Here is a 13,624-nt window from a genome sequence, read left to right as displayed (position 1 = left end):
CCCGGAACAGAAGTAGAACCTGCCTCATGCTGACCAAGATTTCCGTCCGCGGCGCGCGCGAGCACAATCTCAAGGATGTCGATATCGACATTCCCCGTGACACGCTGACGGTGATCACCGGCCTGTCGGGGTCGGGCAAGTCGTCGCTGGCGTTCGACACCATCTATGCCGAGGGGCAGCGGCGTTACGTCGAGTCACTGTCGGCCTATGCGCGCCAGTTCCTGGAGATGATGCAGAAGCCGGACGTCGACCATATCGAGGGGCTGTCTCCCGCCATCTCGATCGAGCAGAAGACGACCAGCCGCAATCCGCGCTCGACCGTGGCGACCGTCACCGAAATCTACGACTATATGCGCCTGCTCTGGGCGCGCGTCGGCATCCCGTACTCGCCCGCCACCGGCGAGCCGATCGCGGCGCAGACGGTCAGCCAGATGGTCGACCGGGTGATGACCCTGCCCGAGGGCACGCGCCTCTATCTGCTGGCCCCCGTCGTGCGCGGCCGCAAGGGCGAGTATCGCAAGGAAATGGCCGAGTGGCAGAAGGCGGGCTTCACCCGCGTGCGCATCGACGGCCAGCTCTACGAGATCGACGAGGCGCCTGCGCTCGACAAGAAGTTCAAGCATGACATCGAGGTGGTGGTCGACCGTCTGGTGGTGCGCGAGGACATCGCGACGCGTCTGGCCGACAGTTTTGAGACCGCACTGAAGCTGGCGGATGGTCTGGCCTATGTCGACCCCGCCGATCCGGTCGAGCCCGCCACGCCCAAGTCCGCCGTGCTGGGCAACAACGCGCCCGACGGCCGCATCGTCTTCTCCGAGAAGTTCGCCTGTCCGATCAGCGGCTTCACCATTTCCGAGATCGAGCCGCGACTGTTCTCGTTCAACGCGCCGCAGGGGGCGTGCCCGGCCTGTGACGGTCTGGGCGAAAAGCTGATCTTCGACGAAGACTTGGTCGTCCCCAATCACGAGCTGTCGATCAAGAAGGGCGCGGTCGTACCCTGGGCCAAGTCCAACCCGCCCAGCCCCTATTATATGCAGGTGCTCGGCAGCCTGGCGCGTGAGTTCGGCTTTTCGCTGGAGACGCCGTGGAAGGATCTGGAGGACAAGGTCCGCGACGCGATCCTGCATGGCACCAAGGGCAAGGCGGTCACGCTGACCTTTGTCGACGGCAAGAAGTCGTACGACGTGAAGAAGCCGTTTGAGGGCGTGATCGGCAATCTCAACCGCCGGATGCTCCAGACCGAGAGCGCCTGGATGCGCGAGGAACTGGCCAACTACCAGTCGTCGCAGCCTTGCGAAGTCTGCCACGGCGCGCGGTTGAAGCCCGAGGCGCTGGCGGTGAAGATCGCCATGCAGGACATCAGCTACGCCACGCATCTGTCGGTGGTCGATGCGCTGGCCTTCTTCACAAGCCTGCCCGAACATCTGACCGACCAGCAGCGCGCCATCGCGCAGCCGATCCTCAAGGAAATCGTCGAGCGGCTGGGCTTCCTCAATAATGTTGGCCTCGATTATCTGAATCTCGATCGGACCAGCGGCACGCTATCGGGCGGCGAGAGCCAGCGCATCCGGCTGGCGTCGCAGATCGGCTCGGGGCTGTCGGGTGTGTTGTACGTGCTCGACGAGCCGTCCATCGGGCTTCACCAGCGCGACAACGACATGCTGCTCGCGACGCTGCGCCGGTTGCGCGATTTGGGCAACACGGTGCTGGTCGTTGAGCATGACGAGGATGCGATCCGCACCGCCGATTATGTCATCGACATGGGGCCGGGCGCGGGCGTGCATGGCGGCCAGATCGTCGCGCATGGGACGCTGAAGCAGCTGCTTAAGTCCAAGACCAGCGTGACGGCCGACTATCTGAACGGCACGCGCGAGGTTGCGGTCCCCGCCAAGCGCCGCAAGGGCTCGGGCAAGAAGCTGACCGTGCACAAGGCGACCGCCAACAATCTTCAGGGCGTGACCGCGAGCATTCCGCTCGGCACCTTCACCTGCATCACCGGCGTGTCGGGATCGGGCAAGTCGAGCTTCACCATCGACACGCTCTACGCCGCCGCCGCGCGCTCGCTGAACGGTGCGCGCATCCTGGCGGGCAAGCATGAGAAGATTACCGGGCTCGACCATCTCGACAAGGTGATCGACATCGACCAGTCGCCGATCGGCCGCACCCCGCGATCGAACCCGGCGACCTATACCGGCGCCTTTACCCAGATCCGCGACTGGTTCGCCGGGCTGCCCGAGGCGCAGGCGCGTGGCTACAAGCCGGGTCGTTTCTCGTTCAACGTCAAGGGCGGGCGGTGCGAGGCGTGCCAGGGCGATGGCGTGCTCAAGATCGAGATGCACTTCCTGCCCGACGTTTATGTGACGTGCGACGTATGCCACGGCGCGCGCTACAATCGCGAGACGCTGGAGGTGAAGTTCAAGGGCCACTCGATCGCCGATGTGCTCGACATGACCGTCGAGGATGCCGCCGAGTTCTTCCAGGCGGTGCCGCCGATCCGCGACAAGATGGCGATGCTGGTCGAGGTGGGGCTGGGTTACGTCAAGGTCGGCCAGCAGGCGACGACCCTGTCGGGCGGCGAGGCGCAGCGGGTGAAACTGGCCAAGGAATTGTCGCGCCGCGCGACGGGCAACACGCTCTACATCCTCGACGAACCGACGACCGGCTTGCATTTTGAGGACGTTCGCAAACTGCTCGAAGTGCTCCATGCGCTGGTCGAACAGGGCAATACGGTGGTGGTGATCGAGCATAATCTCGACGTCATCAAGACCGCCGACTGGATCGTCGACCTCGGTCCCGAAGGCGGTGTGAAGGGCGGCGAGATCGTTGCGGTCGGAACGCCGGAAGTGGTCGCCGCCGAACCGCGCAGCTTTACGGGCAAGTATCTGAAGCCGTTGCTCGACAAGGGGCAGGCGCAGGCGGCAGAGTAACGATCCTCCCCGGCAGGGGGAGGGGGACCGCCGCGAAGCGGTGGTGGAGGGGGCTTTCCGGTAGGGACGCCCTTTGAGGAAGCCTCCCTCCGTCAGGCCTGCGGCCTGCCACCTCCCCGTGCCGGGGAGGATTGGGCTGCATTCGAGCGGTTTCCTCGGCCTTCGACGGCGCTCAGGCTGAACGGAGCGAGGGGATTGGGTCCGTAGCGCGCGAGCGGTCCTCCACCCCGTTCGCACCGAGCGAAGTCGAAGTGCACGCTACCGCCGCGCCACATGACCGACCGCTTAAAACCCCTTAACATATCGCAACCTTTGGCCCCGCAAAGCGATTCCCCCGCATCACCCATGAGGGAGGATGTGATGCGTGCACTGACATTCGGCCTGATCGCGGCCGCGACGCTGGTTTCCGGTTGCTCCACCTATGGCGACGGCTATGGCGGCTTCGGCGGCGGCCCGCGCTATGCCTATGACTATAACCGGCCCGATCCCGCTTATGGCGGCTATTATGCCGACCGTTATTATGTCGACAATGCGCGCTACCGCGAGCGGCGCTTGAGCCGGAACGACCGTGTCTATGTCGGGCAGGACGGCCGCTATTATTGCCGCCGCAATGACGGCACCACCGGCCTGATCGTCGGCGGTATCGCCGGCGGCGCGCTGGGCGCGGCGATCACTTCGGGCGGTTCGCAGACGCTGGGCACGCTGCTCGGCGCGGCGGGCGGTGCCCTGGCCGGTCGCGCGATCGAGCGGGACAATGTCCGCTGCCGCTAAACCCGGCTGTTGACGTTCGACAAAGGATTGGGCCGGTTCTCTCCCTGTCGCAAGGAGAGAACCGGCCTTGTCATGCCCGGCGCCAATAAACGCCAGATGAACGACATGTTATTTTCTGCGACAATTGGCGACAATATGGCTAAGTCGTTGGTATAGCTTTGCGATTGTCGCGACCCATATTGCGGATCGGGCCAGTAATCGCCCGCTTTATTAAGGGAGTGTCATCATGAAGGCCATGATCCTTGCAGGCTTGGGTTTCGCCACCATCGCCGTCCCCACGGTCGCCGAGGCGCAGCGCTGGACCCCGATCGCGCAGCGCCAGGGCCAGTTGCAGCAGCGGATCGACCAGGGCATCCGCTCGGGCGCGCTCAACCGTCGTGAAGCCAACCGCCTCCAGTCCGAACTGCGCGGCCTGAGCCAGCTCGAATATCGTTATCGCCGGTCGGGCGGTGGCCTGAGCGTCTCGGAGCGCAATGATCTGGACCGTCGCTATGCGATGCTGAGCCGTCAGGTCCGCTTCGAGAAGAACGACCGCAATTATCGCCGCTGATCGGTGGCGGCCGCGCCCGAGGCATTCGGGCGTGGTGCGTCGGGCCGCTCGATCAGGCGGCCGCTATCCTTCCATTTGTCGAGTATCTGACCCGATGTGGCCAGCTGGTCGCTGATCCCCGTTTCGCGTGGCGGAGCGGGGGTCGGCGTTTCGTGCGTCTGGCTGGGTCGCGGCGGAGCGGGCGTCGCGCCGGGCAAAGGTGGTGCGGGAAGGCTGGCGGGGGCGGGTGGCAGAACCTCGCTACTTGCCGTTTCAGTGGCCGGAGCAGGCGCGAGCACGGGAAGTGCCTCTCCCCCCGCATAGGCCCGGTTCATCGCGGCGGCGGTGCCCCAATAGCCCTTCCAGCGGTGAAACAGATGTGCGCCCACCATGTCGGTCATCACCATCGCGCGGTTCCAGACGGGCGCGACGGCGAAGGTGTGGTAATGCGTCGCCAGCCCGACCGGCGCATAGACCCCGCCCGACAGCGCCGCCGCCGCGACCTGCGCCGCGCGTGACCAGCCCGCGATGGCAGGAGTACGGGACAGCGCGCCGTCACAGGCGAAGCTGAACTGGCAATGGGAGCGCTCGACCCCCTGATAGACGACGCCGCAGACCGTGGCGGGAAAGGCCGGGTGGCGCGCGCGGTTGAGCACGACCTGCGCCACCGCGCGCTGGCCCTCGATGCTTTCGCCCCCCGCTTCGTAATAGATGGCGGCGGTCAGGCATTGCATCGCGCGCGCACGATCGATCGCGCCCGTGCGGCCCCAGGCGAAGGGCCTGGCCGCCACCACGCCGCTATCGGTGAGACGGGCTCCGGGCGGGATCGGCAAGGCGGGCAGGGCGACGGTCCCTGTGCTGCCATCGCTGGCGGGCAGCGCATCGGCGACGGGAACGGCGGTGGTCGCGGCTTGAGGGGTTTGCGGCGATGCCGCGACCGCAGTCGGTTGTCTGGCCCGTCGCAAGGCACCCTGTGCGGCCAGAACCAAGCCGAACGCCAGCATCAGGCCGAGCAGCGCCAGCCAGACCTGTATCATCCGCCTTACTGTCCGCTTCGCCACCCGCAATGTGGGGAATCCTCCAGCCCTGCCGCTCTCGGGTTATGGTTATACCCGCGAGGGTTAAGGATTTTGCGTAGCGGCGGATCTGCCCCTCCACCATCCTTCGGATGGTCCCCCTCCCCAAGCAGAGCCTGGGGAGGAATGGGGGTCAGCGTAGTTTCGGCGAGTCGAGATTGACCGAGGCGGCCGGGATCACCTCCACCTCGGGATGCGCCTGACGCAGCGCGGGCAGGAACTGCCTGGCGTCGCCGACCACGATGATGCTGGCCGCCTTGGGATCGAGGAGCGTGGCCGAAACCGACTCCACCGCCGCCGGGTCCACCGCCTGGACACGCGGGATATAGCGGCTCAACTCTTCCAGCGGCACGCCTTGCAGCGTGTAATTGGCCAATATGTCGGCGATGCCGTCCGTCGTCTCGATCGTCCGGCCGAAATTGCCGACCAGCACCGCCTGCCGCGTCGCCAGTTCGTCCTGCGGCACGGGCGCGGTGCCCAGCTTGCGCATCTCGGCATCGATCAGCCCGACGACTTCGGCGGTCGAGGGGTTCTTGGTCTGGGTCCGCGCGGAGATCAGGCCGATGTCGCGCCCCGTCGCTAGCGAGCTGCCCGCGCCGTAAGCCAGCCCGCGCTTGATGCGGATTTCCTGGTTGAGCCGCGACGAGAAGCCGCCGCCCAGCACGGTATTCGCCACCGCCAGCGGATAATAGCGATCATCGGCGCGGCGGATGCCCGAACGTGCGACGACCACGCCCGCCTGTCCGGCATCGGGCATGTCGACGACGATGACGCGCGGCGCGGGGAAGGCGGCTTCGGGGGGCTTGGCCGTCGTCGTCGCGGCGGCTCCGACCACCCGCCAATTGCCCAGATAGCGCTCGGCGACCTGTTGGGCCTGGGCGGGCGTCACGTCGCCGACCAGCAGCAGCGTCGCCTGACCCGGCTTCCAGCTGCGCGCATAGGCGGCGGTCAGGTCGGCATGAGTCAGCCCCTTCAGCGAGGCGGGCGTGCCCGACAGCGGCTGGCCATAGGGACGCGCGCCATAGACCACGCGGTCGGCCACCATCGCCGACAGCTGCGCCGGATTCTGCATGGCGACGTTCAGGCTGTCGATCGACTGGGTGCGGGCGCGGTCGATCTCCTCCTGCTTGAAGGCGGGGTTGGTCGCGACATCGGCCAGGATGGTCATCGCCGTGCCGAGCTGCGCCGAGGGGACGGTCAGGTCGATGGTCGCGCCGTCATCCGAGGCGCCTGCTGCAATCGATCCGCCCAGGCTTTCGACCGCGCGTGCGATCTCGGTCGCCGAGCGGGTCGTGGTGCCCTTGGTCATCAGCTCGGACGACAGGCTGCTGGCGCCCGCCTTGCCCATCGGATCGGTCGCCGCACCACCCAGCGCCACCAGCGAGGCGGTAACGAGCGGCAAATCGTGCCGCTCGACCGTCACGACGCGCAGGCCGTTGGGCAGCGTGATCGCAACCGGTTGCGGCAGGGTGGGGGCAATGGCCGCGCCGGGCGCGGGAGGCAGGATGCGCTGGCCCTCGGGGGCGGGCGTCACCACCTCGATATTGGCGGGCGGGGTCAGCGCCGCGGTCTGGACCGTGGGCGCGATCTCGATCGGCATCACGCGGACGTTCGCCGGGCGTTCGCTGTCGGGCAGATAGCGGATGGTCGCGCCCTGGCTGTCCTTCAGATAGGTACGGGCAACGCGCTGGATATCGGCGGCCGTCACCTTCTGCACGGCGGCGATCTGGCGATCGGCGGCGCTGGGATCGCCATCGACGATGACGCTGTTGGCGATCAGGTTCGCCTTGCCCTCGGCCGTTTCGCGCTGCTTGAGCGCGGCGGTCAGCAGCTCGTTCTTCGCCTCGGCCAGTTCGGCGGCGGAGACGGGCGCGTCGCGCAGCCGGGCGATTTCCTTCTTCAGCGCCGCTTCGCCCTCGGCCACCGGCTTGCCGCCCGCCATCATGGCATAGGCGACCAGATTGCCGGTCGACTGCTTGGTGTCGAGGAAGGTCGAGGCGGATTGCGCCAGCTGGTCGCGATAGACCAGATCCTCGTACAGCCGCGAGCTTTCGCCCGCCGACAGGATGGCGTTCAGCACCATGATGGCGGGGGTGTCGGCGCTCCGCTCGGGCGGGATATGATAGCTGATAAGGACGGCGGGAAGCGGGACATTTGCCTCATAGACGGTCCGCGTGACGGCCTCGGTCCGGGCCGGTTCCTGCACCGTCACGCGCGGGATGGCGGCGGCGGGGCGCTTGATATTGGCGAAATACTGGTCGACCCAGCGATCGAGCTGGGCGGGATCGAAATTGCCCGAGACGACGAGCACCGCATTGTCGGGCCGGTAATAGGTGGCGTGGAAAGCGCGCACATCGTCGATGCCCGCCGACTCCAGTTCCTCCAGGCTGCCGATGCCCGGCCGCGCATAGGGGTGCGTCGTGTAGGCGAGCTTGGGATAATAGATGGAGAACAGCTTGCCATAGGGCTGGGCGAGGGTGCGCTGGCGCAGTTCCTCCTTCACCACGTCGCGTTCGCTGGCGAAGCTCTTGGGCTCGACGACCAGCGCGGCCATGCGGTCGGCTTCCGCGAACAGCAGGCGCTGCAGATGGTTGGCGGGCACCACCTCGAAATAATTGGTGTAGTCGTCGGCGGTGGAGGCGTTATTATAGCCGCCGACATCCTCGGTCAGGCGATCCATCTGTTCGGGGACGAGGTTGCGCGTCGCCTTGAACATCAGATGTTCGAACATGTGCGCGAAGCCCGAGCGGCCCTTGGGATCGTCCTTCGACCCGACATCATACCAGACCTGGACCGAGACGTTGGGCGTCGTCGTGTCGCGAATGGCATAGACGCGCAGGCCGTTGGGCAGGGTGCGCGTGGTGAAGTCGATGGGCTTCACGCTTTCCGTGCGCGCCGGGCTGGGCGCGGTTTGCGCTCCTGCCAGCGAGGGAAGGGCGGCGACGCCGAGCAGAAGCGCGGCACGGAAAAGGCGCATGAAAACCCTCGTTTCAGTGGAAGCGGATTATTTGGACTTGTTGCGCGTGCCGTACAGCACCGCCGCCGCGATCGCGGCCGAACCGATGCCGACGCCCAGGCCGATCTTGCCCATCGGCCAGTTGCGCGTCTTTTCCTTGATCGACGTGGCGGTCGCCTCGGCGGCGGCGACGGCGTGATCCTTGGCCTCCTTGGCGGCGGCGAGGATTTCGTTGGGGGCGTCTTCGCTATGATCGGTCATGCTACTCTCCTACTCGACCCGAATTATTGACCGGCAGCGTAGCGCGCCCGGAAGTCGTCCGCAAAGGCCGTGAGGCGACCTTCGGCGATGGCGGCGCGCAGATCGGCCATCATCTGCTGATAGAACCAGATATTATGCTCGGTCATCAGCATCGCACCCAGGATTTCGCCTGCGCGCACCAGATGGTGGAGATAGGCGCGGCTCCAGGTCGCGCAGACCGGACAGCCACAGGCGGGGTCGAGCGGCCCCTGATCCTCGGCAAAGCGCGCGTTGCGGATGTTGATCGGGCCATTCCGGGTAAAGGCCTGCCCCGTGCGGCCCGAGCGGGTCGGCAGCACGCAGTCGAACATGTCGACGCCGCGCTCGACCGCGCCGACGATATCGGTCGGCTTGCCCACACCCATCAGGTAACGCGGCTTTTCGACCGGCAACTGGCCCGGTGCGAAGTCGAGGCAGCCGAACATCGCCTCCTGCCCCTCACCGACCGCCAGGCCACCGATCGCGTATCCATCGAAGCCGATGTCGATCAGCGCGTCGGCCGAGGACTTGCGAAAACCCTCGTCCAGCGCACCCTGCTGGATGCCGAAGATCGCATTGTCCTCGGCATGCTGGCCACCCGCATCGAAGGCATCTCGGCTGCGCTTGGCCCAGCGCATCGAGCGTTCCATGGCGCTCGCCTGCACCTCGCGCGTCGAGGTGGTCGGGACCAGTTCGTCGAACGCCATGACGATGTTGGAGCCCAGCAGCCGCTGGATCTCGATCGAGCGTTCGGGGCTGAGCAGGTGGCGGGTGCCGTCCAAGTGGCTCTTGAACGCGACGCCGTCCTCGGACCGCTTGGTCAGCTCGGCCAGACTCATCACCTGATAGCCGCCCGAATCGGTCAGGATCGGCCGGTCCCAGCCCATGAAGCCGTGCAGGCCGCCCAGCCGGTTCACCCGCTCGGCACCGGGGCGCAGCATCAGGTGATAGGTGTTGCCCAGGATGATGTCCGCGCCGCTCGCACGCACATCGCCGGGCTTCATCGCCTTGACGGTGGCGGCGGTGCCGACGGGCATGAAGGCGGGGGTGCGAATTTCGCCGCGCTTCATGGTGATGGTGCCGGTGCGGGCGCGGCCGTCGGTGGCGTGGATGGCGAAAGAGAAGCGGGCGGTCATTTTCTGTCTCGGGGCCGCAGCGGGCCGGTCGGGCCATTGGCGTCGGCGGGGGTGGTACGGATAGTCAGCGCTTCGGCGCGGCTGATCGCGCCGTCATGGTCGCGGTCGAAGCGCGAGAACAGGCGCGAGAAATGCGCCTGCAACTCCGCCAGGGTGATCCGGTTGTCGCTGTCCTTGTCGACATCGAAGGGGCTGGGCAGCGCATTGCGGTCGCCCAGCCAGCGCTCGGCCCAGTCGGCGAACTGGAGATAGCCGATCGACCCCTGATGCGTGGTGTCGATCGCGTCATAGCTGTGCTTGACCCCCGCTTCCATTTCGGCGCGGGTCGTTTTGCCGTCGCCGTCGCTGTCGAGCGTGGCGATCATCATCGCCACCGGCTCGACCACCATGGTCGCGGGCGTCTGCGCGAACGGCTTGGGCCGCGCGGTAACGACGACGGTGTTGTCCGCTTCCTGCGCAGGCGGCGGCGTCGCCTGCATCAGGAGCAGCGCGAGCAACATCATGCGATGCGTTCCGGCAGCAACAGCGAGGCGTCGCCGTAGGAGTAGAAGCGATAGTCGTGTCCGATCGCATGGGCATAGGCCGCCTGCATCCGATCCAGCCCCATCAGCGCGGAGACCAGCATGAACAGGGTCGAGCGCGGCAGGTGGAAATTGGTCATCAGCCCGCCGATGCCGCGGAAGCGATAGCCCGGCGTGATGAAGATCGCGGTGTCGCCCTCGAACGGACGGATCACGCCGTCCTCGCCCGCCGCGCTTTCGATCAGGCGCAGCGAGGTGGTGCCGACCGCGATGACCCGGCCACCGCGCGCCTTCACGGCGTTCAGCCGGTCGGCGGTGGCGGCGTCGATGCGGCCCCATTCGGCGTGCATCTTGTGGTCGACGGTATCCTCGGCCTTGACCGGCAGGAAGGTACCCGCACCGACATGCAGGGTCAGCGTCGCATGTTCGATCCCCGCCGCCGCCAGCGAATCCAGCAGGCCCGGCGTGAAGTGCAGCGCCGCCGTGGGTGCGGCGACCGCGCCCGGTTCGTTGGCGAACATCGTCTGATAGTCGGCGGCGTCCTGCTCGGTCACGCCACGCTTCTGTGCGATATAGGGGGGCAGGGGCATGGTGCCCGCCCGCTCCAGCAACAGCTCGACCGGCTCGTCGCCCGCGAAGTCCAGCGCGAAGCTGCCATCCTCGGCTCGGTCGCGGGCGGTCGCGGTGACGCCTGCGCCGAAGTCGATCACGTCACCGTCGCGCAGCCGCTTGGCGTTGCGGATGAAGGCGCGCCAGCGCCGCGTCCCCTCGCGCTTGTGCAGCGTCGCGCCGATCCGCGCCTCTCCCCGCACGCCTTCCAGCTGGGCGGGGATGACGCGGGTGTCGTTGAACACCAGCAGGTCGCCCGCGCGCAGGGCAGCGGGCAGGTCGCTCACCCGCTGGTCTCGGGTGGAGTCACCGTCCAGCACCAGCATCCGCGCCGAGTCGCGCGGAGATGCGGGGTAGAGCGCGATCCGCTCGGGCGGCAGGGTGAAATCGAAAAGGTCGACGTTCACTTGGTCGCCGTGGCCGCCTTCTTGGCCGGAGCCGGTTTGGGAGCAGCGCGACGCGCCGGGGCGATCGACACGGGCTTGGCCGTCGCGCCGGGCAGCGTCACCGGCGCACCCAGATTGGGGGCGGGCGCAGGCGCCATCGGCACATAGGCCGGGGGATTGTCCGCCGCGATATAGGCATGGACGATCTTGCTGGGGTTCGCGGGCGGCTCGCCGCGCTCGATCCTGTCGACATATTGCATGCCGTCGATAACCCGGCCGAACACCGTGTACTTCTTGTCGAGCGCGAAGCGCGGCTGGAAGACGATGTAGAACTGGCTGTTCGCGCTATTGGGATCATCGGCGCGCGCGGCGGCTACCGATCCGCGCACATGCGGCAGATAGTTGAATTCGGAGGGCACGTTGGGCAGGTCGGACCCGCCGGTGCCGTCGCCCTTGGGATCGCCGCCCTGCGCCATGAAGCCGTCGATGACGCGGTGGAAGACCAGGCCGTCATAGAAGTGACGGCGGGTCAGCGTCTTGATCCGCTCGACCATCTTGGGCGCGACATCGGGGCGCAGCCAGATCGTCACACGGCCGCCGGTCGACAGGTCGAGCAGCCAGAGATTCTCCTTGTCGGTAACGGGCGGCGGCGTGGCGCGGCCGGTGACATTGTCCTCCAGAACCTGCGCGGCCTTGGCGGGGGAGGTGAATTTGGGCGGAGCTTCGGATTTCTGCGCCTGTGCCGGAACGGCGATCAGGCTGGCCATCATCATGGCAAGAGCGGCGAGAACGCGCATCATATCTCTACGACAAGGGAAGGAATGGGGAGGCTGTAGAGCAAATCGCCCTTTGCGCCAATCTGAACCTGTGTTGGGGGGCGGGGGGAAACATTTTCCTCCCCTGCAAGGGGAGGTGGCAGGGCGAAGCCCTGACGGAGGAGTGTCCCGATTTGAGAGGGAGGGCATCCTCGCAGACGGTGACACCCCTCCACCAGCTTCGCTGGTCCCCCTCCCCTTGCAGGGGAGGAATGGGGTTACGACCCCTTCCGCCCGATCGCCTCAACGCGCGCGACCACATCCTCGCACACGGCGGGCGTCACGAACTTGGCGATATTGCCGCCGTACATCGCGATTTCCTTCACCAGGCGGCTGGCGATGGGTTGCAGCGCGACATCGGCCATCAGGAACACGGTTTCGACCCGCGGATTGATCTGCTGGTTCATGCCCGCCATCTGATATTCATACTCGAAATCCGCGACGGCGCGCAGGCCCCGGACGATGACCTTCGCGCCCTCGCGCTCGGCGAAATCCATCAGCAGCGAATCGAAGGCGACGACATGGATCTCGCCCGCGACATCGGCGACCTCGCGCCGGACCATCTCCATCCGTTCGTCCAGCGTGAACATGGGCGATTTGGACGGATTGGTGGTGACACCGATGACCAGCCGGTCGACCAGCTTCGCACCGCGCCGGATGATATCCATATGGCCGAGCGTCACGGGATCGAAGGTGCCGGGATAGACGCCGATCCGGGTCATCGGTCGCGCTCCACCACATAAGCGGCGATCGCACGGAGCAGATCGGCCTCGGGGCCATAGTCGCGCAAATGCTCGATCGCCTGATCGACCAGCATCCGGCATTGCTCGCGGGCGCGCTCGACGCCGAGCAGGCTGAGGAAGGTCGCCTTGCCCGCGTCCTGGTCCTTGCGCAGCTTCTTGCCCGCCGTCGCCTCGTCGCCCTCGGCATCGAGCAGGTCGTCGGCGATCTGGAAGGCCAGCCCCAGGTCATGGGCATAGCCGCGCAGATGGGTGCGACCCTCGGGCGGCACACGGCCCAGGATCGCGCCCGCCTCGACCGCCGCGCAGATCAGCGCACCGGTCTTCATCTGCTGAAGCCGGGTGACGGTGGCGAGGTCGAACACCTGCCGCTCCGCCTCCAGGTCCATCTGCTGCCCGCCCGCCATGCCGCTGGGGCCGGAGGCGCGCGCGAGGTCGAGGATCAGCTCGGAGCGGACGAAGGGATCGGCATGGGTGGACGGATCGGCCAGGATCTCGAAGGCCAGCGCATGGAGGCAGTCGCCCGCCAGGATCGCCGTCGCCTCGTCGAACGCCTTGTGCACGGTCGGCTTGCCGCGCCGCATATCGTCGTCGTCCATCGCGGGCAGATCGTCATGGATCAGCGAATAGACGTGGATCGCCTCCAGTGCGGTCGCCACCCATCCCGCGCAATCGCGGTCGACCGCGAACAGGTGCGCGGTGGCGAAGACCAGCAGCGGGCGCAGCCGCTTGCCGCCGCCGATCGCGGCATGGCGCATCGCGGCATAGAGCGAGGCGCGGGGATCGCCCGGATCGGCGAGCAGCTCGGCAAAGCGGCGGTCGATATCGTCTGCGACTTCGGCCAGGGCCTCGGGCAGGGTGGTGGCGGCGAGCGTCACC

12 protein-coding genes are annotated in these 13,624 nt (G+C 66.8%); 3 read left to right on the top strand and 9 right to left on the bottom strand.

Annotation, left to right across the window (positions count from 1 at the left end; all coding sequences use genetic code 11):
* Positions 1-26: 26 nt before the first annotated feature.
* The 3 genes from uvrA (at position 27) to KV697_RS08910 (ending at position 4,248) form a co-directional block, all read left to right on the top strand.
* Positions 27-2,927, top strand: a complete 2,901-nt coding sequence (gene uvrA / locus KV697_RS08920; protein ID WP_219020951.1) for an excinuclease ABC subunit UvrA — start codon at positions 27-29, stop codon at positions 2,925-2,927.
* Between the two features lie 360 nt (positions 2,928-3,287).
* A complete protein-coding gene (locus KV697_RS08915; protein ID WP_219020950.1) occupies positions 3,288-3,698 on the top strand; it encodes a glycine zipper 2TM domain-containing protein in 411 nt (136 codons plus the stop codon).
* Positions 3,699-3,924: 226 nt separating this feature from the next.
* The gene (locus KV697_RS08910) at positions 3,925-4,248 is read left to right on the top strand and encodes a hypothetical protein (RefSeq protein ID WP_257575766.1); all 324 of its coding nucleotides are present in this window, start codon (positions 3,925-3,927) and stop codon (positions 4,246-4,248) included.
* Here KV697_RS08910 and KV697_RS08905 read toward each other — a convergent pair.
* The 9 genes from KV697_RS08905 to KV697_RS08865 form a co-directional block, all read right to left on the bottom strand.
* Complete coding sequence (locus tag KV697_RS08905; protein ID WP_219020949.1) at positions 4,236-5,264, bottom strand: cell wall hydrolase; 1,029 nt, start codon at positions 5,262-5,264, stop codon at positions 4,236-4,238. The genes KV697_RS08910 and KV697_RS08905 overlap by 13 nt on opposite strands.
* A 172-nt stretch (positions 5,265-5,436) precedes the next feature.
* Entirely contained in the window at positions 5,437-8,280 is a 2,844-nt protein-coding gene (locus KV697_RS08900; RefSeq protein ID WP_219020948.1) for a M16 family metallopeptidase, read from the bottom strand.
* Positions 8,281-8,307: 27 nt separating this feature from the next.
* Complete coding sequence (locus tag KV697_RS08895) at positions 8,308-8,520, bottom strand: hypothetical protein (protein ID WP_184103594.1); 213 nt, start codon at positions 8,518-8,520, stop codon at positions 8,308-8,310.
* 23 nt (positions 8,521-8,543) lie between these two features.
* Positions 8,544-9,674 carry a tRNA guanosine(34) transglycosylase Tgt gene (gene tgt, locus KV697_RS08890; RefSeq protein WP_219020947.1) on the bottom strand — a complete coding sequence of 377 codons (1,131 nt, stop codon included), beginning with the start codon at positions 9,672-9,674 and terminating at the stop codon, positions 8,544-8,546.
* Positions 9,671-10,177: an EF-hand domain-containing protein gene (locus tag KV697_RS08885; protein ID WP_219020946.1), complete on the bottom strand. Its 507-nt coding sequence runs from the start codon at positions 10,175-10,177 to the stop codon at positions 9,671-9,673. The genes tgt and KV697_RS08885 overlap by 4 nt, the downstream gene beginning before the upstream one ends.
* Entirely contained in the window at positions 10,174-11,211 is a 1,038-nt protein-coding gene (gene queA, locus KV697_RS08880; RefSeq protein ID WP_219020945.1) for a tRNA preQ1(34) S-adenosylmethionine ribosyltransferase-isomerase QueA, read from the bottom strand. The genes KV697_RS08885 and queA overlap by 4 nt, the downstream gene beginning before the upstream one ends.
* Complete coding sequence (locus KV697_RS08875; protein ID WP_219021322.1) at positions 11,208-11,987, bottom strand: peptidylprolyl isomerase; 780 nt, start codon at positions 11,985-11,987, stop codon at positions 11,208-11,210. The genes queA and KV697_RS08875 overlap by 4 nt, the downstream gene beginning before the upstream one ends.
* Before the next feature lie 236 nt (positions 11,988-12,223).
* Entirely contained in the window at positions 12,224-12,727 is a 504-nt protein-coding gene (coaD, locus tag KV697_RS08870; protein ID WP_219020944.1) for a pantetheine-phosphate adenylyltransferase, read from the bottom strand.
* Positions 12,724-13,623 carry a polyprenyl synthetase family protein gene (locus KV697_RS08865; protein WP_219020943.1) on the bottom strand — a complete coding sequence of 300 codons (900 nt, stop codon included), beginning with the start codon at positions 13,621-13,623 and terminating at the stop codon, positions 12,724-12,726. The genes coaD and KV697_RS08865 overlap by 4 nt, the downstream gene beginning before the upstream one ends.
* Between the last annotated feature and the right edge of the window lies 1 nt (position 13,624).

The organism is Sphingomonas sanguinis (genome assembly GCF_019297835.1).
GTDB lineage: Bacteria > Pseudomonadota > Alphaproteobacteria > Sphingomonadales > Sphingomonadaceae > Sphingomonas > Sphingomonas sanguinis_D.
The sequence above is the reverse complement of the archived record's forward strand: the minus strand, read 5'-3'. Positions and strand labels throughout refer to the sequence as shown.

Bases quoted from the DNA above. Each gene is read 5' to 3' on its own strand.
- coaD (WP_219020944.1), bottom strand. From the start codon at position 12,727: ATGACCCGGATCGGCGTCTATCCCGGCACCTTCGATCCCGTGACGCTC.
- KV697_RS08900 (WP_219020948.1), bottom strand. From the start codon at position 8,280: ATGCGCCTTTTCCGTGCCGCGCTTCTGCTCGGCGTCGCCGCCCTTCCC.
- uvrA (WP_219020951.1), top strand. From the start codon at position 27: ATGCTGACCAAGATTTCCGTCCGCGGCGCGCGCGAGCACAATCTCAAG.
- KV697_RS08895 (WP_184103594.1), bottom strand. From the start codon at position 8,520: ATGACCGATCATAGCGAAGACGCCCCCAACGAAATCCTCGCCGCCGCC.
- KV697_RS08875 (WP_219021322.1), bottom strand. From the start codon at position 11,987: ATGCGCGTTCTCGCCGCTCTTGCCATGATGATGGCCAGCCTGATCGCC.
- KV697_RS08885 (WP_219020946.1), bottom strand. From the start codon at position 10,177: ATGATGTTGCTCGCGCTGCTCCTGATGCAGGCGACGCCGCCGCCTGCG.
- KV697_RS08910 (WP_257575766.1), top strand. From the start codon at position 3,925: ATGAAGGCCATGATCCTTGCAGGCTTGGGTTTCGCCACCATCGCCGTC.
- tgt (WP_219020947.1), bottom strand. From the start codon at position 9,674: ATGACCGCCCGCTTCTCTTTCGCCATCCACGCCACCGACGGCCGCGCC.
- KV697_RS08905 (WP_219020949.1), bottom strand. From the start codon at position 5,264: ATGATACAGGTCTGGCTGGCGCTGCTCGGCCTGATGCTGGCGTTCGGC.
- KV697_RS08915 (WP_219020950.1), top strand. From the start codon at position 3,288: ATGCGTGCACTGACATTCGGCCTGATCGCGGCCGCGACGCTGGTTTCC.